Origin of the sequence: Pseudarthrobacter sp. W1I19, assembly GCF_030817835.1 — a bacterium.
Classification (GTDB): domain Bacteria; phylum Actinomycetota; class Actinomycetes; order Actinomycetales; family Micrococcaceae; genus Arthrobacter.
The window spans coordinates 4,675,390-4,693,609 of sequence record NZ_JAUSZR010000001.1 but is presented as its reverse complement, the minus strand read 5'-3'; the positions used below and the strand labels follow the sequence as shown (position 1 = coordinate 4,693,609).

18 protein-coding genes are annotated in these 18,220 nt (G+C 65.4%); 12 read left to right on the top strand and 6 right to left on the bottom strand.

Annotated elements, in window-relative coordinates:
* Positions 1-42: 42 nt before the first annotated feature.
* A complete protein-coding gene (locus QF038_RS21725; protein ID WP_307613239.1) occupies positions 43-555 on the bottom strand; it encodes a MarR family winged helix-turn-helix transcriptional regulator in 513 nt (170 codons plus the stop codon).
* Between the two features lie 144 nt (positions 556-699).
* On the opposite strand from QF038_RS21725, the gene QF038_RS21720 reads away from it, so the two are divergent.
* The 5 genes from QF038_RS21720 to QF038_RS21700 all read left to right on the top strand — a co-directional run bounded on the left by QF038_RS21720 (position 700) and on the right by QF038_RS21700 (position 5,905).
* Entirely contained in the window at positions 700-1,203 is a 504-nt protein-coding gene (locus QF038_RS21720) for a GNAT family N-acetyltransferase (protein ID WP_307613237.1), read from the top strand.
* Positions 1,204-1,261: 58 nt separating this feature from the next.
* Positions 1,262-1,696, top strand: a complete 435-nt coding sequence (locus QF038_RS21715; RefSeq protein WP_307613235.1) for an acyl-CoA thioesterase — start codon at positions 1,262-1,264, stop codon at positions 1,694-1,696.
* Between the two features lie 207 nt (positions 1,697-1,903).
* Complete coding sequence (locus tag QF038_RS21710) at positions 1,904-2,980, top strand: extracellular solute-binding protein (protein ID WP_307613233.1); 1,077 nt, start codon at positions 1,904-1,906, stop codon at positions 2,978-2,980.
* 46 nt (positions 2,981-3,026) lie between these two features.
* Entirely contained in the window at positions 3,027-4,094 is a 1,068-nt protein-coding gene (locus QF038_RS21705; protein WP_307613231.1) for an ABC transporter ATP-binding protein, read from the top strand.
* Entirely contained in the window at positions 4,091-5,905 is a 1,815-nt protein-coding gene (locus QF038_RS21700) for an iron ABC transporter permease (RefSeq protein ID WP_307613229.1), read from the top strand. Before QF038_RS21705 ends, QF038_RS21700 begins: the two co-directional genes overlap by 4 nt.
* Here QF038_RS21700 and QF038_RS21695 read toward each other — a convergent pair whose 3' ends face one another.
* Positions 5,906-6,961, bottom strand: a complete 1,056-nt coding sequence (locus QF038_RS21695; protein WP_307613227.1) for an FAD-dependent monooxygenase — start codon at positions 6,959-6,961, stop codon at positions 5,906-5,908.
* Between the two features lie 54 nt (positions 6,962-7,015).
* Between QF038_RS21695 and QF038_RS21690 the strand changes: the two genes are divergently transcribed.
* Positions 7,016-7,552: a TetR/AcrR family transcriptional regulator gene (locus tag QF038_RS21690; RefSeq protein WP_307613225.1), complete on the top strand. Its 537-nt coding sequence runs from the start codon at positions 7,016-7,018 to the stop codon at positions 7,550-7,552.
* Here QF038_RS21690 and QF038_RS21685 read toward each other — a convergent pair.
* The 3 genes from QF038_RS21685 to QF038_RS21675 form a co-directional block, all read right to left on the bottom strand.
* Complete coding sequence (locus QF038_RS21685; protein ID WP_307613223.1) at positions 7,549-8,739, bottom strand: 4-hydroxybenzoate 3-monooxygenase; 1,191 nt, start codon at positions 8,737-8,739, stop codon at positions 7,549-7,551. The two genes, QF038_RS21690 and QF038_RS21685, sit on opposite strands and share 4 nt — an antisense overlap.
* A 115-nt stretch (positions 8,740-8,854) precedes the next feature.
* Positions 8,855-9,598 (bottom strand): IclR family transcriptional regulator, encoded by a 744-nt coding sequence (locus tag QF038_RS21680; RefSeq protein WP_307613221.1) that lies wholly within the window; start codon positions 9,596-9,598, stop codon positions 8,855-8,857.
* Between the two features lie 37 nt (positions 9,599-9,635).
* Positions 9,636-10,739 carry an FUSC family protein gene (locus tag QF038_RS21675; RefSeq protein ID WP_307613219.1) on the bottom strand — a complete coding sequence of 368 codons (1,104 nt, stop codon included), beginning with the start codon at positions 10,737-10,739 and terminating at the stop codon, positions 9,636-9,638.
* Positions 10,740-10,900: 161 nt separating this feature from the next.
* On the opposite strand from QF038_RS21675, the gene QF038_RS21670 reads away from it, so the two are divergent.
* The 6 genes from QF038_RS21670 to QF038_RS21645 all read left to right on the top strand — a co-directional run bounded on the left by QF038_RS21670 (position 10,901) and on the right by QF038_RS21645 (position 17,216).
* Entirely contained in the window at positions 10,901-11,737 is an 837-nt protein-coding gene (locus QF038_RS21670; RefSeq protein WP_307613217.1) for an amino acid-binding protein, read from the top strand.
* A gap of 359 nt (positions 11,738-12,096) precedes the next feature.
* Positions 12,097-13,458 carry an MFS transporter gene (locus QF038_RS21665; RefSeq protein ID WP_307613214.1) on the top strand — a complete coding sequence of 454 codons (1,362 nt, stop codon included), beginning with the start codon at positions 12,097-12,099 and terminating at the stop codon, positions 13,456-13,458.
* Between the two features lie 80 nt (positions 13,459-13,538).
* On the top strand, positions 13,539-14,219 hold the full coding sequence (locus QF038_RS21660; protein WP_307613212.1) for a GntR family transcriptional regulator: 681 nt from the start codon (positions 13,539-13,541) through the stop codon (positions 14,217-14,219).
* The gene (locus QF038_RS21655) at positions 14,219-15,004 is read left to right on the top strand and encodes an aspartate/glutamate racemase family protein (RefSeq protein ID WP_307613210.1); all 786 of its coding nucleotides are present in this window, start codon (positions 14,219-14,221) and stop codon (positions 15,002-15,004) included. Before QF038_RS21660 ends, QF038_RS21655 begins: the two co-directional genes overlap by 1 nt.
* A gap of 35 nt (positions 15,005-15,039) precedes the next feature.
* The gene (locus QF038_RS21650) at positions 15,040-16,464 is read left to right on the top strand and encodes an amidohydrolase family protein (RefSeq protein ID WP_307613208.1); all 1,425 of its coding nucleotides are present in this window, start codon (positions 15,040-15,042) and stop codon (positions 16,462-16,464) included.
* 8 nt (positions 16,465-16,472) lie between these two features.
* Entirely contained in the window at positions 16,473-17,216 is a 744-nt protein-coding gene (locus QF038_RS21645) for an aspartate/glutamate racemase family protein (protein ID WP_307613206.1), read from the top strand.
* Positions 17,217-17,226: 10 nt separating this feature from the next.
* Here QF038_RS21645 and QF038_RS21640 read toward each other — a convergent pair whose 3' ends face one another.
* Entirely contained in the window at positions 17,227-18,144 is a 918-nt protein-coding gene (locus QF038_RS21640; protein ID WP_307613204.1) for a diacylglycerol kinase family protein, read from the bottom strand.
* Between the last annotated feature and the right edge of the window lie 76 nt (positions 18,145-18,220).

Below are 18,220 nucleotides of genomic sequence, written 5' to 3'. Positions count from 1 at the left end.
GTAAGCATACATATTACTAGCCTGACTAGCTAGCTCACCTAGCTACTTTTCCTGATGCCCTTCATCGAGGTGCTCCAGGGCCTCAGCCATGCGCTGCAGGAAATCGACTACTACCCGCGCCTCCTCGGCACCCAGCGTTTCCGCCACAGCCATCATCCTCCGGTGCATTGCCCCAAGCGTCACCCGTACCTCTTTGTCCGACTCCACAGTCGGAACCACCACCACGGATCGCCGGTCAGTGGGGTGCGCCTCGCGCCGCAGATGCCCGCTGGCCACGAGCCTGTCGATGAGCGAGGTAGTGGAAGCGCTGGTGATGCTCAAAAACTGGCTCAAGTCCTTGGGCGCGACACTCCTGCCGGAAGCCTGGGCGCGGAGCAGGTAGCGCAGCGCGAGGATATCCGTCTCGCCCATACCCATGGAGTCCCGGGTGGAACGGCGGACCGCTGTCTCAGCTGCCCGGTAGTCACGCAGCGACTTCAGTACCGCCGCACTGTAATCGAGCTGGCCGTCCGGGCCGTACCAGTAGCCGGAGCCTTCATTTCCCGTAGAGCGCATAAAAATATCCTAGACCAGCTGATAACTAGACAGGCAAGAGACTTGAAGCAAAGCGTTATCCCGGCGCTTACGCGGAAGAAACACCCGCGTAACCGCTGCCTTTTAGCCTTGTTATGCATATCCCTTCGGCGAATCGAGGCAGAAATGCAGACCAACCCACGGCTCAACATCCGGCAGGTCACCTGGTCCAACCCGGTGGGCGCCGACCTGCGCCGAGCACAGCAGGCCGAACTCGACGCCCGCTTTGGCACCGCGGACCACGAACCCGGCATGCCGCCGTCGGGCGCTGACTGCGCAGTGTTCCTCGTGGCGTACGACAAGGGATCGGGCCAGCCGGTGGGCTGCGGCGGACTGCGGCTCCTGGACGCGGCGACGGCGGAAATCAAGCGCCTGTACGTCCTGCCCTACACGCGCGGCTCGGGCGTGGCCAGCTCCATCCTCGCTGCCCTGGAAGCCGAAGCCTTCAAACAGGGAATCACCCGCATCAAGGCCGAAGCCGGTTCTGCCCAACCCGACGGGCGGAACTTCTACGAGAACTCCGGCTTCGAACCCGTTCCCAACTTCGGCCCCTACATTGGCGTTGAACATTCCTACTGCTACGCGAAAAGCATCCACGCCCGCAGCGCCGCCCACACTGCCATGGCGTAACGGCGCACCGGGTTCGTCACACTCGGTGGCGCCAGCGCTCCTCGGCTAACCTCTGCCTATGGAATCAGCAGACATCACCTTCCGCACCCGAAAGTGGGTCCGGCCCGAGGACCTCAACGCGAACGGAACGCTTTTCGGCGGCAGCCTGCTGAAGTGGATCGATGAGGAGGCGGCCATCTACGCCATCCTCCAACTCGGCAACGGCCGCGCGGTCACGAAGTACATTTCGGAGATCAACTTCGTCAGCTCCGCGGTCCAGGGCGACCTGATCGAGATGGGACTGACCGCCACCCGCTTCGGCAGGACGTCCCTGACCATGCGCGCCGAGGTGCGGAACATGATCACCCGCCAAAGCATCCTGACCATCGAGGAGATTGTCTTCGTCAACCTCGACGCGTCCGGCAAGCCGGAGCCGCACGGCTACACCGAAATCACCTACGAGCGGGACAGGATTCCCACGCACCATTTGACGGACACGCTTCAGAAGGACTGAATCAAGGACAGGACGCACGACGGCTGACGGCGGCAAAGAGAGTTAACCCCAGGTTTACGCGCTGGGCACCCGTAGTTTCTGCCGCAGGATCAGAGTGGCCAGTCGGGCTGTTTATCGAATCGATAGCAATAACGCCCGACATTTGCCATGTGCGGCTATAGGCTGGCCGGACATGCTCCGATTCCAGTCCAGAAATGAGTCCTGATCGTGCGTAAACTTCAAACTTTGGTTGCCGCCGCCGTCGCCGTCACCCTTCTCGCCGGATGCGGCGGGCAAGCAGCAACACCAGCCGCCTCAGAAGATCCGTCGACGGCTCCTGTCGGCGGTTCCGGGGAAACCCTGGTGGTCTACACCAACTCCAACGGCGAAGGCCGCGGCGACTGGCTGAGCGCAAAGGCCGCGGAAGCAGGTTTCAAGATCGAGATCGTGGGCGCAGGCGGTGCGGACGCCACAAACAAACTGATCGCCGAGAAGAACAACCCGATCGCGGATATCGCATTTGGCCTGAACAACATGTACTTCTCCCAGATCCAAGCCGAAGGCGCACTTGAACCGTACGAGCCCGCCTGGGCCGGCGACGTGGATAAGGAACTGGGGGACGGCGAAACCTATTGGCCCCTGGTCAAGCAAGCCATCCTCCTGGGCTACAACTCCGACAAAATTTCCAAGGATGCCGCGCCCCGGGACTGGACTGATCTCTGGACGAAGGACGAATTCAAAACCCGCTACGAGCGTGTGACGGGCCTGGGCACTGCCACAGCCCAGCTGGTTTTCGCCGGCATCCTCAGCCGCTACCGTGATGATTCGGGCGATCTGGGCATTTCGGATGAGGGCTGGAAGCAGGTGGAGCAGTACTTCCAGCACGGCAGCCCTGCTATTGCCAAGACTGACCTCTTTGCCCGCATCGCCTCCGGCGAAGTGGAAATGGGCCAGATGCCGTCGTCGATCATTGCCGACCGCGAAAAGTCCTTCAACGTCAACGTCGAGACCGTGATCCCTTCCGTCGGCGTTCCCCTTGCCGTGGAGCAGATAGCCCTGGTGAAGGGCACAAAGAAGAAGGACGAGGCACAGAAGTTCATCGACTGGTTCGGCAGCGCAGACGTGCAGGGAGAGTTTGCGCAGAAGTTCAACGCCATGCCGGTGAACAAGACCGCCCAGGCCAAAGCCAACCCGGACGTGGTGGACTTCTTCGCCGACCTCAAGCAGCAGGACATTGACTGGGAATTTGTGCAGGAAAACATGGGCGCCTGGGTGGAGAAGATCGAGCTCGAGTACATGACGTAACCGGTTCCACCCCCGCCCGCTTCCGGTTCCACCAGACAGGTTAGCCATGATCCGCTTGGACAACATCGAAGTTTCCTTTGGCGATTTCACCGCCATCCCCAACCTGGACCTGCACGTCCGGCCTGGCGAGTTTTTCACCCTCCTGGGGCCTTCAGGCTGCGGGAAGACGACGGCGCTGCGCACCTTGGCCGGATTCATCCAGCCATCCAAGGGCAAAGTGCGGGTGGACGGCAAGGATGTCACACGGCTTCCCAGCGACAAGAGGCAGGTGGGCATGGTGTTCCAGAACTATGCCCTTTTCCCCAGCATGAGCGTGTGGGAAAACATTGCCTTCGGCCTGCGGGTACGGAAAGAGAAACCGGCGGACAGCGACCGTATGGTCCGGGACATCGCCCGGCGGGTGGAGCTCAGCGATGATCAGCTGGCCAAGAACGTGGCGGAACTGTCCGGCGGGCAGCAGCAGCGCGTGGCTGTGGCGCGTGCACTGGTTCTGCGGCCCAAGATCCTGCTGCTGGATGAACCTCTGTCCAACCTGGACGCGAAGCTGCGGCACCAGTTGCGGCAGCAGCTGAAGGACCTGCAAAGCCAGTTCGGCATTACCACCGTCTACGTCACGCACGACCAGGACGAGGCGCTGGCCATGAGCGACCGGGTGGCGGTGTTCAACAAGGGTGTGGTGGAGCAGGTGGGTACTCCCCAGGAGATCTACGACCATTCCGCCACCGAGTTCGTCTGCAACTTCATCGGGGACAGCTCGGCGCTGACGCCGGAGTTCGTCGCGGAGTTGAACCGCCGCTCGGGGGCGGGCCTCAGCACGGACGCCAGCTCCTACCTGCGGGTGGAGAAAGCGTCCCTGCATCCGGACGCGGAAGGGGGAACCGCCGTCGGACTTCCGGGCACGGTGGTGTCCCGCACCTACCACGGGCTGCACAGCCGCTACGTGGTGCGCAGCCACGGCTCGGATATCCGCCTCCTGGTCCGGGAGGACGGCGGGCCGCAGCCGGAGCCTGAAACCGACGCCACGGTGTATCTCCGGCCTGAACACATCCTGCAGTACCACCCTGCGACCGGTGTGGCCCTGGAGCGGGAAGACCAGGCGGTACCGCTGCCATGAGCGGCATGCCGGTCCGTAGCATGGCCCGCTCCCCCTTCGTCCTGGTGGTGGGCGTTGTCCTCACCTGGTTCATCGCCGCGTTCCTGGTGTGGCCCAACGTAAACATCCTGATGGCGACGTTCTTCCCGGACGGCAGTTTCTCCGGCCGGGCCGCGGAGAAACTCTTCTCCTCCCAACGGGCCATGAAGGCCCTGGGGAACAGCTTCCTGCTCGCCATGGCCTTGTCCATCACCGTAAATCTGGTGGGAATCTTCATTGTCCTGGTGACGCACTACTTCCGGATCAGGGGGTCCAGGATCCTGTTCCTGGGCTACGCCTCCACGTTCATCTACGGCGGCATTGTGCTGGCGGCCGGGTACAAGTTCATCTACGGGGACAAAGGCATTGTCACGTCCCTGCTGGTCAAGGTGTTCCCGGGCCTGGACCCGGGCTGGTTCTCGGGTTTCTTCGCGGTCCTGGTGGTGATGACTTTTGCCACCACCACCAACCACATGCTGTTTGTGGCCAACGCGTTGAAGGGCATCGACTACCAAACCGTGGAGGCAGCCCGGAACCTCGGCGCTTCCACCTGGACCATCCTGCGGCGGATTGTGCTGCCCATGCTCAAGCCCACGCTGTTCGCCGTCACCATCCTGTCCTTCCTGACCGGCCTCGGCGCTTTGAGCGCCCCACAGGTACTGGGCGGCCGGGACTTCCAGACCATCACGCCGATGATCCTGACCTTCACCAACAGCCCCACCTCCCGCGACCTCGCTGCGCTGCTGGCTGTCATCCTGGGCGTGGCCACCATCCTGATGCTCGCCGTGATGTCCCGGCTCGAAAAAGGCGGCACGTACTTTTCGGTGTCAAAGGTATCCTCAGCACTGCAGAAGCAGCAGATCACCAACCCGGTGGCCAACGTGGTGGTCCACACCCTGGCGTACCTGCTCTTTGCCGTGTACACCCTGCCGGTGCTCCTGATTGTGCTGTATTCGTTTGCCGACGGCGCCGCCATCCAAACCGGGCAGCTCTCCCTGGGCAGCCTGACGCTGGAGAACTACGCGCGGGTCCTGACGCAGCGGTCGGGGCTGCGGCCGTTCATCGTCAGTGTGGTGTACAGCGCCCTGGCTGCCCTGATCGCCGTCGGCGGCCTGCTCTTCGTGGCCCGTCTGCTGCAGAAGTACCGGAACTGGGTGTCAACCGCCTTCGAATACCTGCTGCACATACCGTGGATCCTGCCCTCGGCACTGCTCGCACTGGGCCTGATTGTCAGTTACGACCACCCGAATCCGCTGGTGGGCGGCGCTGTCCTTACGGGCACAACGGTGATCCTGCTGATCGCCTTTGTGACGGTCAAGATCCCGTTTACGCTCCGGATGCTCAAGGCGTCCTTCGCCTCCGTGAATTCCTCGCTTGAAGAGGCAGCGGCCATCATGGGCGCCAAAACACTCTACGTGTTCCGCCGGATCCTCCTGCCGCTGGTGCTGCCGGCAGCCGCCGCCATCACCGCCCTGAACTTCAACAGCCTGCTGGATGACTACGACACCGCCATCTTCCTGGCCCACCCGTTGGTTCAGCCCCTGGGCCTGGTGATCAAGGCCAACACCGATGGGGCAGAAGGTGTGGAGGGCGTGGCCAACACCTTTGTCTACACCGTGCTGCTCATGGTCATCACCGGCGTCACGATGTACCTGGTGTACGGCCGGTCGCGCGGGAAAGGGCCGCGCAAGAAGCGGTTGCCGGCAGCGCCTCCTCCCGCAGCAGTTCCCGGCCCCGCACTTTGCATGATGTCCGACGACGACGCAGGGAAGGCCGCCGCTCCTGTCCGCTGATCAGCCTGCGGAACCGCTGCCGACGACGGCACCCGCCGGCCGCCGTCGGGCCAGCGTGAGCAGCCGGTCACGCACGGGCTGGCCGCCTTCTGCCAGGGCGATGCGCGCGAGCGCCGAGGACGCCAGGCTCAGCGCACCGGTGCGCAGGCGGCGCTGCCGGTCGTACGCCTTAAGTGCCTGCTCCTCGGGCAGCGTGTTGAGGAGGTCAGCCAGCGTGACCGCGTCCACCAGGGATTCACAGGCGCCACGTCCGAGGGTGGGGGCCATGGCGTGCGCGGCGTCACCGATGAGTACGGTCCGGCCCCGGACGAAGGACTTGAGGCGCGGAGTTGTCCAGATCCGCTGCACCAGGCAGGCTTCTGGGGTGGCGGCCGCCAGTACCTGGCGTATGGCCGGCGCGTGCCCCGCGTAGCGCTCCCGGGCCTGCTCCAGGGCTGACGCTGCGTCGATGTCGTAAGGGCCAAGCGTGGACCGGTAGCTGGCGTACCAGAACATTCCGCCCCTGGCGGAGGCGATGCCGAACAAGTCGCCGCGGCCCCAGTACTCGCCGACCACGTCCGGGCTGACCGTCGAGGGAAGGGTGCCGCGCAGGGCGAGATGGGGGGTGAGTTTGGCGGTGCTGCGGCTGCCCCAGCCCTCGCGGCGAACCACGCTGTGCACGCCGTCCGCCCCTACCACCAGGCCCCCATGCGCTGGGAGCGTCCGGACATGGTCCGTGACGCGGCGGACTGTGCCAGGTACGGCCGCATCAAGCAGCGGCAGCAGGTCGATGCGGGAAATCGCGAACATGTCCCCCGCGCTGACTGTCACCCAGGGCTCGCCTGCGGCATTGCGGACCGAGCCGCTGCCGATCACGGGACTGACGGCCCGGGCCTCCTCCAGCACCCCAATCCGGGCCAAGGCGCGCTGGGCGTTCGGCCACATCCCCAGCGCGTTGCCCACGGTGGGCAGTTCCGGCCGCTTCTCGTAAACCGTCACCTCAAATTGGTCCTGGTCCAGGCATGAGGCAAGCGCCAGGCCGGCGATGCCGCCGCCAACAATCGAGATTATCTCCATGCGGTCGATTCTACTACTTTTGTAGTGAACCGGAAGGGGCAATACACTGGGCCCATGCCTGACCGCCGGACCCAACTGCTGGATGCTGCCCTCACGGTGGTGGCGGACAAGGGCATGAAGGGCCTCACCCACCGGGCGGTGGATGCCGCCGCCCACCTGTCCGAAGGCACCACCTCCAACTACTACCGGAACCGCGCTGCCTTGGTCGAAGCTGTTCTGGACCGTTTGCTGGAGCTGGACGCCGCGCTCCTGCAGGACCAGGGGCCGGCCGGACCGCCGCAAAACGTTGAGGAACTGGCAGCCCAACTGGCCGCCCTGGTGCTGGCACTGGCCGGGCACCACGCGGGCCTCACCCGCGCCCGCCTGGCCCTCTCCCTGGATAAGCCCGAGTCGGTAACAGCCGGGCACTTCCGGCTGGTGGGCGGACTGGAACACGCCCTCGCCGCGCTGGGCATAGCCGACGCACCGGCCCGTGCGAGGGACGTGGCGGACTACGGCGACGGCGTGCTGCTCCACCTGCTCACCGTCAGGCGGGACGAGCAGCCTGATGCTGCAGCCATCGCCGCAGCAGTCCGGCGCCTGCTGGGTTAGCTCGCGCCCGGCCAGCCCGTGTAGGCCTCGGCGAGGTAGGCCATGCCGTGCCGGGAAGTCACCACAGAATGGAGTTCACCCAACTGCCGCGCGCGGGAGAAGTCATCGGCGCCGGCAGGGGTGTGCAGCATGGTGGTCATCCAGTAGGAGAACTGCTGGGCCTTCCATACGCGCTCCAAAGCGCGGTCGCTGTAGGTCTCCAAGAGCCGCTCGGAGCCGGAGTTGTAGTGGCTGTCCAGCCCTTCGAAGAGCACCTTGACGTCATGGATGGCCAGGTTCAGGCCCTTGGCCCCGGTAGGCGGAACGGTGTGCGCGGCGTCGCCGGCAAGGAACAGGTTGCCGTACCGCATAGGGGTGTGGACAAAGCTGCGGAACGGCAGCACCATCTTCTCGATGACCGGGCCCTCCTTCAGCTCAAAGCCATTGCCGTTGACCCGGCTGCGGAACTCGGCCCAAATCCGGTCGTCATCCCACTCCGCCACGTTTTCCTTGGGATCGCACTGGAAGTACATCCGCTGGACGGTCTCGGTGCGCTGGCTGATCAGGGCGAAGCCGTTGTCTGAGTTGGCGTAGATCAGCTCATCGGAGCTGCGCGGGGCTTCGGCGAGGATGCCGAACCAGGCGAACGGGTACTCGTGGAAGTACCACTTGCGGTGCGCCTCCGGAATTTGGAACCGGCAGTGGCTGCGGGAACCGTCCGCGCCCACCAGGAAGTCCGCCTGGATCTCGGACTCCACACCGTCGGCGTCGGTGAACCAGACCTTCGGCTTGCCCTCAAGATCGTGGACGGAAGTGTCAGTGACGCTGTAGCGGACGTCCCCGCCGTCGTCCTTCCTGCAGGCCGCGAGGTCCAGGAAGACGTCCGTCTGCGGGTAGAGCCACACGGACTCGCCCACGAGATCCTTGAAGTCCACGCGGTGGCTCTCGCCGTTGAAACGCAATTCGATGCCATCATGCCGGTCGCCCTGGCGCAGCACGCGGTCCGAGACTCCGCTGTCCACCAGCAGGTTGACGGTGCCGTGTTCCAGGATGCCGGCGCGGACCGTGTGGGCGATCTCCTCGTGGCTCCGGACTTCGATGACCGTGGACTCGATGCCTAATTTTGCCAGCAGGTGGGAGAGCATCAGCCCGGCCGGCCCGGCTCCCATGATGGCCACCTGGGTGGTGATGGTCTTGCGTGCTGGCATGGCGTGTCTCGCTTCGTTGCGGGGCTCCGCGGGGCGGTGCCGGATTGTCGGTCTGGCACTCAGTGTGTGCCACCGGGGGTGATTCCCGATACGAGAATTCCGTTCAATGGTGCGGCTAAGGGTCGGCCAGCTGGCGGGCGATTCCGCGGGCAGCGGTCTGCAGCGCCGGCACCAAGGCTTGCAGGCGCATCTCCCGCAAAGGAACCACGACGCCGAGCGATGCCACCGCGCGCTGCCTGCGGTTGAGTACCGGTACGGCGATTCCCCAGGTGTCCGGATCCACTACGCCCTTCAACTGGGCGAAGCCCTGGCGGGCTGTTTCGGCCAGCAGGGTCCGGACGTCCTCCTTGGTGAGCTTCCCGTCCGGGTCGGCGAACTGATCCAGGTACTCAGCCTGGACCACCTTGTCCTGGTGGGCCATCAGCGCCAGCCCCGCGGACGAGACATGGACGGGCATCCGGCCCGCCACCTGGGCGCGGTTGGCCACCGAACCGCGCCGGGACAGCCGCTCCACGAAGAGGGCCTCCCAGCCGTCCAGCACCGCGAGGTTCACGTTCTGGTTCAGGACGTGCTGGATGTCCTCCATAAATGGCATCGCCGCCTGACGCAGCACCAGCGCAGGGGAGGTGCGGTTCACGAGCTCCCACAGGCGGAGTCCCGGCTGGACCGTGCCGCCGGGGCCGGTATCGAGCAGTCCATGTCCGGCGAGTTGGCGGACCAGGCGGTGGGTGGTGGTCAGCGGCAAGCCGGCGCGGGCAGCCAGCTCCGAAAGCTGCAGGGCACCCACGTCCTGTGGGAAGGCCGCGATCAGCCGGACAATCCTGTCCACCACGGAATCACGGGAAGGGGAATTGGCCACCGCGCACCCCGCTTCCGTTCAATGGGCTGCTTACAGCCTACTCCTGACGCACCGGCGGGGAGTGAGGCACTTTGCCGGGACCCGCCGTCGTACGTTCCCGGAACCGGCGCCAGGCGCCTGGTGCCAGCACCACGGCAATGCCGACGGCGGCCCCGATCACCGTTTCGATAATGCGGTCCCGGAGCAGGACCTCCGCCGGCGAGGGGACCACCAGGAGGGTGGAAATGAGGGCAAGGGGTGTCACGAAAAGCTGGGCGAGCAGGTACTGGCGGATGATGAACATCTCGGCGCCGAACTGGCACAGGGCCATCACCAGCACCGTCTGCCAGGGCTCCAGGCGCAGCAGTACAATCCCGGCCAGGATCACCAGGCCAAGGATGGTGCCGATGATCCTTTGGATGCCGCGGCGGACGCGGTGCCTGGTGGTGTGCCCCACCAGCGGGACCACGGCCGCAACCATGGCCCAATAATTGTGCCCGAAGCCCAGCAGCTCCCCCGCCCAGGTGGCCAGTGAGCCGGCCAGCCCGGCCGCGACGAGGTAGCCCAGGCCCTCCAGCCAGGCCGCACGTTTCTCGTTGGGCGTGCGCCGGACACGGCGCGGCCGGACCCACGGGGTGCGGTGGCTGGGCAGGATCCTGGCGGAGAAGCCGATCAGCAGGCAGAACGCAGAGGTGAGCACGGCCACCAGCATGGCCTGCCACAGCGGCGGCTGGTGGGGTATGGAGGCGATGGCCGCAAACGCGAAGATGTGGAACAGTGAGCCCGCGGGACGGATCCGCCACCAGGAGATGATCAGGGAGCAGGCGCCGGCTACAAGCGTGGTGGCCGCAACCAGGAGCCAGGCTGTGCCGGTGCTGTCGAGGTAGAGGGCTGTGGCAGTCCGGGCCGCGAGGGTGGCCAGCAGGATGACCGCGAGCATGAGCAGCCCGGCCCGCAACTGCAGCGAAAAGCGCGTGCCGTGCGGCTCGCCGCGGCCGTAGATGCCGGTGAAGGCGCCGAAGGACGCGAAGATGGCCAGGTCCAGCCGGCCCAGGAACACCAGCGTGAGGAGCGGAACGAAGACTCCCACGGCGCACCGCAGCGCGGGGTGGTGGTCCTTGTTGCCGGGACCAATACTGAACATCTCGGCGAGCAGCTTCAACGGGCGGCGCCTTCCTGCGGGGTGGGTGGTTTTCTATAGGGCGGCCGCGCTGACGTTCCTGCTAAATCCTACGGCGCGACTCTCCGCAGCCGGATATGGCGTTCCCATGAATGGAACCATGGGGCAACACCACCGAAACAGCCCCGGCCGATGCTTGAGACATGAAGCCTCCCGCACGGAACACGCCCGCGGCCGAATTGAGCTGCGAAGTCTGCGGCATGATGCCCGAACCCCCCAAAGCGCGGCTGACCCTGGCCAACGTGGCCGTGATGCTGCCCATCGAACTCCTGGTGCACGCCCTGGTGGTGGAGACCCACCTGCCCTATGTGGCCAAGGTGTTGGTACTTACCCTCACTGCCACGGTGCTGGTGATCTGGGTGGCGGAGCCGTCGGCAGCCCGGATCCTGCGCGGCTGGCTGCACGCGCCGGCGCTGCGCCATCGGCGGAAGTTGGGTGCGGCCCCTGCACTCTGGCGGGCGCGGACCGTCCTGTGCGATGAGCCGGGTTCCCTGCAGAAGCTCACCAGGGCATTGGCCAGGACAGGAACCAACATTTTGAGCATCCACGTTCACCCGGTGGCCGGCGGCGTGCTGGACGAGTTTGTCCTCTCCGCTCCCGGGCACGTAGGTGAACGCGAGCTCCTGGACGCCCTGCACGACGGCGGCGGCACCCGTTCCCACGCCTGGCCCACCACCGCCCTGGCGATGGCCGACGGGCAGACCAAGGCCCTCAGCCTCGCCGCGCGGATCGCCGACGCACCGGACGAGCTCCCCCTGGCGGTGGCCGAACTCCTCCAGGCAAGGATCCTCGCCCCTGCAGAGGCGGCGCTGGAGAAACACGGCGCCGGGACCCTCCTGAAGATTCCCACCGCCTGGCATGGCCCCATCACCTTCGTCCGGCCCGGGGAACCGTTCACGCCGGCAGAGTCCGCCCGCGCCCACCGACTCGCAGAGCTCGCTGAAATCCTCGTGCACCGGCGGGCCGGCTCCCCTCAGTAGCTGCCGCCTTGTCCCCTCCTCCGGCACAACTGACTGCATGCCCCAACTGGCAAGGTGACGTCGTGAAAACGCGATTTCACGACGTTAGCTGCGAGCCAGTTGGGATTTCGGGCAGTCACAATCCGTATTTACGGACCTCTCCGCCCGCAGAACGGGAAAATCCTTGACAGTGGCGCGGGTCACTCCTACCTTTGATTTTGGGATCCCAAATTGGGATCCCAAAAGAGGTCATCCGTCCGGCGCTCCGGATCGCCGTGCTGATCCTGTCTTACTCTCTGCGGGCCTTTCACCGTGTCATCCCGTCCGCACACACAATTCGTACCTTCCCTATCCGTAAACTTCCCCGTGAAGGAGAAGCTGTGTCCATCCCCAACACTGAAACAACGCCGGCAGCTGCCGAAGGCACCACCGGCCAACCATCGAGCGAACCCGGCAAGGACGGCGTGCAACGGCGCACCGCCGTCCGCTGGAAACTCTTCCTGCTGCTGCTGGTCCTGGTTGCGGTCAATTACATAGACCGCGGTTCGATCTCCGTTGCGCTCCCGATCATCCAGAAAGAGTTCAACCTCGCTCCTGAACTCGTGGGTCTCCTGCTCTCGGCCTTCTTCTGGACCTACGCCGTGATGCAGATCCCGGTGGGCTGGCTGATCGACAAGTTCGGACCCCGCAAAGTCATGACCGCCTCGTGCATCGGCTGGGGCGCCGCCACCGCCGCCTCAGGTATGGCCGGCGGATTCCTCAGCATGTTCATTGCCCGGATGGGCATCGGCGTCACCGAAGCCGGTGTGATGCCCGCCGGCGGCAAACTCAACGCGATCTGGATGCACAAGTCCGAACGCGGCCGCGGCGCCACCATCCTGGACGCCGGTGCACCGCTCGGCGCCGGTCTGGGCGGCATCATCATTGCTGGCCTGATCGCCTCCACCGGCAGCTGGCGCTGGGCCTTCGTCATCGCCGGCGCCGCCACCGTGCTGATGGGCCTGGCCGTCTGGTGGTACGTCCGCGACAACCCCCGCGAGCACCGGGGCGTCAATAAGGCTGAAGCCGCGTACATCGAGGCCTCGCATGCGGCAGAGGATGCCGAGGCAAAGCTCGACGGCGGGCAGGGCAAGCGGGGACTGCTCCCCTACCTCAAGTTCCGTTCCTTCTGGGCCATGTGCTTCGGCTGGCTGGGATTCAACGGCGTTTTCTACGGCCTGCTGACCTGGGGCCCGCTCTACCTGGCCCAGGCCAAGGGCTTTGACCTGAAAACCATCGGCTGGTCTACCTTCGTCATCTTCGGAGCAGGCTTCGTCGGCGAAATCATCGGCGGCACCATCGCCGACAAATGGCGGGCAGCCGGCGCCTCGGCCAACCGCGTCATGCGTACCCTCCTGGGCATCTCCAGCGCCGTGGTCATCGGTGGCCTGGTGGGCGTCACGGTTGTTGCGGACCCCACCACCGCCGTCGTACTGCTCTCCCTGGTGATGTTCTTCCTGCGCTGGGTAGGCCTGTTCTGGAGCATCCCCTCCATCCTGGGCGGGCGCACCAACGCCGGCGTCCTGGGCGGCGCCATGAACTTCAGCGGCAACATCTCCGGCTTCCTCACACCCATCGCCGTCGGACTTATTGTTGGCGCCACGGGCTCCTACACCTGGGCGCTGCTGTACTTCGTGGGATCCGCAATCATCATGGGCGCCTCCGTCCTGACCCTGAATTACAACAAGCGGCTTCCTGTCTAAGCTGGCCATCCGAGGCAATACGCAATCCGCGCCCCCGCTGCCGGGAGCCGTGTCATACCAAGAATCGAAAATGGAGCATCATGCTGACCGCAGAAGAGACCCAGGACAAGGACCGCCCCCTTCGCGAGACTGTCCGGGACACCCTCCGCACCCGGATTTTCGAAGGACACTACGCTCCCGGCACCCGGCTGGTGGAACGCGACCTCGCAGCAGAATTCTCCGTGTCCCGGCTGCCGGTCCGCGAAGCGCTGCGCATGCTCCGCCAGGAAGGCCTCATCAGCGACCGCGGGGCACGTGGAGCGGAGGTCAGTTCACTGAGCCCCAAGGACGTGGAAGACCTTTTCGACGTCCGCCAATCCCTGGAAGTCCTGGCCTGCCGGCTTGCGGCGCAACGGGCCACCGAGAAGGACCTCGCGTTCCTGTTGGGACTCCTGGACAGCGCCGAAGGCTTCCTGGCCAAGGGGGCCGTCATGGAGGCGCACCGGGCCAACAGTGAATTCCACGATGCCATCACCGGCATCGCGGACAACAATTTCCTCAAGTCGGCCCTGGAGCCCCTTCAGGGCCGCATGCACTGGTTGTTCCGGCACGTCAGCGACCTGCCCGAACTCATCCGCGAGCACCGCGAGCTGTATGAGGCAATCGCCAGCGGGGACCCGGACCGGGCCGCGGCACAATCCGCGTCCCACATCGGCAAGTACCGCGAGCAGTTTCCCGAGGACTTCCAGAAAACCGAACCCCAACTCCACCGGAAGAAATAATGCGACTCCTGGTCATCAACCCCAACATCAGCGACGATGTCACCGCCCTGATCGAATCCGAGGCCCTCCGCTCGGCCGCGGCCGGCACCGAACTGCTGGTGCGTACCGCAGGCCACGGCATGGAGTACATCGAGACGCGTTTTGAATCCCTGCTCGCCGCCGGCGCCGTGGCCGAAATCATCGCAGAATACACGCGCCCGGGAGCCGAGCCCGTGGACGCGGTTGTGGTGGCAGCCTTCGGCGACCCCGGCATGCCGGCACTAAAGGAACTCACTGCCGTGCCCGTCGTCGGCATCACCGAAGCCGCCCTGTGTGCTGCCGCGCTGCAGGGCCACCGCTTCTCCATCATTGCCATTTCGGACCGGATCAAACCCTGGTACCGCGACTGCGTGGAGAGGTTCGGCCTGGCCGGAAGACTCGCCTCCATCAGGTCCATCAACGAATCGCTCAACAGCATCGGCTCCGTCCAGCAGGACTTCAAGGAAACCCTCCTGGCACTGAGCCGGCAGGCCGTCACGGAGGACGGAGCCGACGTCGTTATCCTTGCCGGAGCCCCGCTCGCGGGACTGGCCCGGGAACTCGCAGGGCAAATCCCCGTACCGGTGGTGGACGGGATCTCCGCCGGAATCCGGATGGCCGAGGCGGTGGCAGGGCTCCAGTCCGGACCGCACCACGCCGGCGCCTTCGCTCCGCCGCCCGACAAAGACCGCAAGGGACTGAGCGAAAACCTGGACGCCGCCCTCTCCGCCCGCCAGCACGCCGTCCAGCCGGCGCCAACCGCCTAACCCCCCAACGCATCATTTTCAGAAAGAGGACACCGATGTCCCGCCAGCCAGACCTTGTTATTGCCAACGCCACCGTAGTCAACAGCTCCGGGCGCCGGAACGCCCACATCCTGGTGCAGGACGGACTGATCACCCAGCTCCTCGACGCTTCCGAAGCCGTGCCCGCCGCTGCACGGACCATCGACGCCGCCGGCCGCCTCGTGGTTCCCGGCGGGGTGGACGGGCATTGCCACGTAGCCCAGGTGACGGGCCGGTTCCGCACCCTGGACGACTACCGCACCACCTCCACCGCGGCCCTGTGGGGCGGCACCACCACCATCATCGACTTCGGCATCCCCCGGGACGCACAGGAAACACCCCTTGCCGCCGCCCTGCACAAGAAGGAACTGGCCACCGAATCCAGGTGCGACGTTGCCCTCCATGGGGCCGTCATCAACTGGGACGAAACAGTGCCGTGGCAGCTGGAGCAGCTCGCCGCCGAGGGCGTGCGTTCGGTGAAGATGTACACCACCAACCGGGGCACCACCATGGCGGACGGGGACACCATCCTGAAGGTCATGCGGGAGATGGTCCGCCTGGACGGGCTGACCTACATCCATGCCGAGCACGATCCGATCATTGCGGACTGCACGGAGCAGCACGCCCAGGACGGACGTATCGGCATCACGCACCTGCACCGGACCCGGCCGGAACTCGCCGAGGAAATTTCGGTCAAGGAAACACTGGCGATGGCCGAGTACACCGGCGCCCCCGTCTACTTCGTCCACCAGTCAACACCGGGTGCCGTGGATCTGGTGACGGAGGCACGTGCCCGCGGCCTGGATGCTTTCTCGGAAACCTGCCCGCACTACGTCACGCTGGATGACTCCGTCTACAGCTCGGCCTTCCCGGAATGGTTCGCCTGCTGCCCGCCCATGCGCGACGCCAAAACGGTGGCCGCACTCAAGGAGCGGCTCGCCTCGGGGGCCATCCACACGATGTCCTCGGACCACTCCTGCTACGACCTGTCCCAGAAGCGCGAGCGCACCGACGACGTGCGTGCCATGCCGCACGGCCTGCCCGGTGTGGAGACCCGGATGCCTGTCACATTTACGGCCATGACCTCCGCCGGTGCCTCAGTGGAGGACTTCGTTGAAGCCTTCTCGGCTGCCCCGGCACGGATTAATGCTGTTCCAGGCAAGGGAAGCATTGCCGAAGGATTCGACGCCGACCTGGTGGTCTTTGACCCCGCAGAGGAACGTGTAGTGGACGGCGCCGCCCTGCACATGGGAACGGATTTCTCGCCCTTTGACGGGAAGGCACTGACCGGCTGGCCCGCCGTTGTTGTTTCCAACGGCCGGGTAGTGCTGGACGGCGAAGGTTTCCACGACCCCGGCGCCGCGGGCCGCTTCATCCCCCGGAACGGCTTCCGCCAGCACCAGGCCACTCCCGCCGTCCCCGCCCACGCGGCAGCCCTCTAGGAGTCCCCATGCCCTCAACCACGCGTCCCACCCGCATCGGCATGATCGTGCCGTCCTCCAACACCTGCCTTGAGCCCCAGACCTACCGGATCCTGGGCTCCCGCATCGACGTCACCGTCCATTTCACCCGGATCCCCGTCACCCGCATCGCCCTGGATGATTCCTCCGACCGGCAGTTCGACCCCGCGGTGATGCGCGAGGCTGCCCGGCTCCTGGCGACGGCGGATGTGGACGTTATTGCCTGGAACGGCACCTCCGGCTCCTGGCTGGGACCAGCCCACGACGAGGAACTCGTGCGGGAAATCACCGACGCCACCGGCATCCCCGCCACCACCTCCACCCTGGCGTACCTCGAAGCATTCCGGGCCTTCGGTACCGAGCGGATCGGGCTGTTCACGCCGTACACGGAGGACGTCAACCACCGGGTCATCGCAGCCTACGAGCGGCAAGGGATCAAAACGGTGGACCACCGCGCCCTGGGCCTGAGTGACAACGAATCCTTCGCGCGTGTGGCCGACGACGAGATGCTCCCGGGCTCGCGGGAACTTGCGGCAGCCGCGCCGGATGCCCTGGTGTATTTGTGCACCAACCTCTACGGCGCCAACATCACCGCCGACATCGAGGAAAGCACCGGGGTGCCCGTGCTTGATTCGGTGGCCGTGACGCTATGGCATGCCCTCAGACTTTCCGGCGCACCGCTGCTGGACCCGCGGTGGGGGACACTGCTGGCCCAGCTACCTCCGAAGGGTTAGAGCCACAGCGTTACATCCGGAGGGTCAGGGCGGACGGCTCCATGGTCATCAGGACGTGTTTGCCCTGGCCCTCGTGGTCGCCGTCGAGCTGGTAATCGTCCTTGTGTTCCAAGCTGATCTCCACGGTTTTGCCCTGGAAATACTCCACAGCGGTGTCCTTGCCGCGGCCCTTGCCGATCATCCCGGCAATCACTGAGAGCCAGCCCAGCTTTCCGTGGTGTGGTGCCAGCACCGCCACATCCAGCAGTCCGTCGTCCATCTTCGCCTCCGGGAAAATTTCCAGCCCGCCCTGGACCTTGCCGCAGTTGCCCACCATCACGCTGCGGACACCGCGGTGCACGGCGGTTTGTCCGTCAATCACAATGGTCGCCTTGACGGGCTTGCCGGGCAGGTTCCGGATGCCCGCATCCACATAGGCCAGCCACCCCACCTTGTCCTTGAGGTCCTCGTTGGTGTCGGCCATGATGGTGGCGTCGTACCCCACCCCGGCCATTACCAGGAAGAGCTGCTCCTTGTCCGGATCGCTCCGGCGGGCCCGGACGACGTCGATCTTCCGCTCGGTGCCGATGAGCGCGCCGGCCATGGCGCCGTCGTAGTCCGTGACATCCATGCCAAGATTGCGGGCCAGGAGGTTTCCCGTGCCCAGGGGAAGCAGGCCCATCGGGGTGTCTCCGCCGGACAGGACCTCCGCCACGCACCGGACCGTCCCGTCACCGCCCGCGGCAATCACGATGTCCGCGCCCTGGGCGAGGGCTTCCTTGGCCTGCCCGACGCCGGGATCCTCCTTGGTGGTTTCGAACCAGAGGCTTTCGCCCCAGCCGTTCTCCACGCAGTGCTTGGCCACCAGGCCGCGCACGTCGATATCCACCGGCTTGGCAGGATTGATGATGATGGCTGCGCGCTGGGGGGCAGTGGAATTGGCAGTCATGGCGTCCTCTGGTGGCGGATGGAAAGGCTACTTCTCAAAGAAGACTAACCCGCCGGGCGGGAGGTGCGCTGCAGCA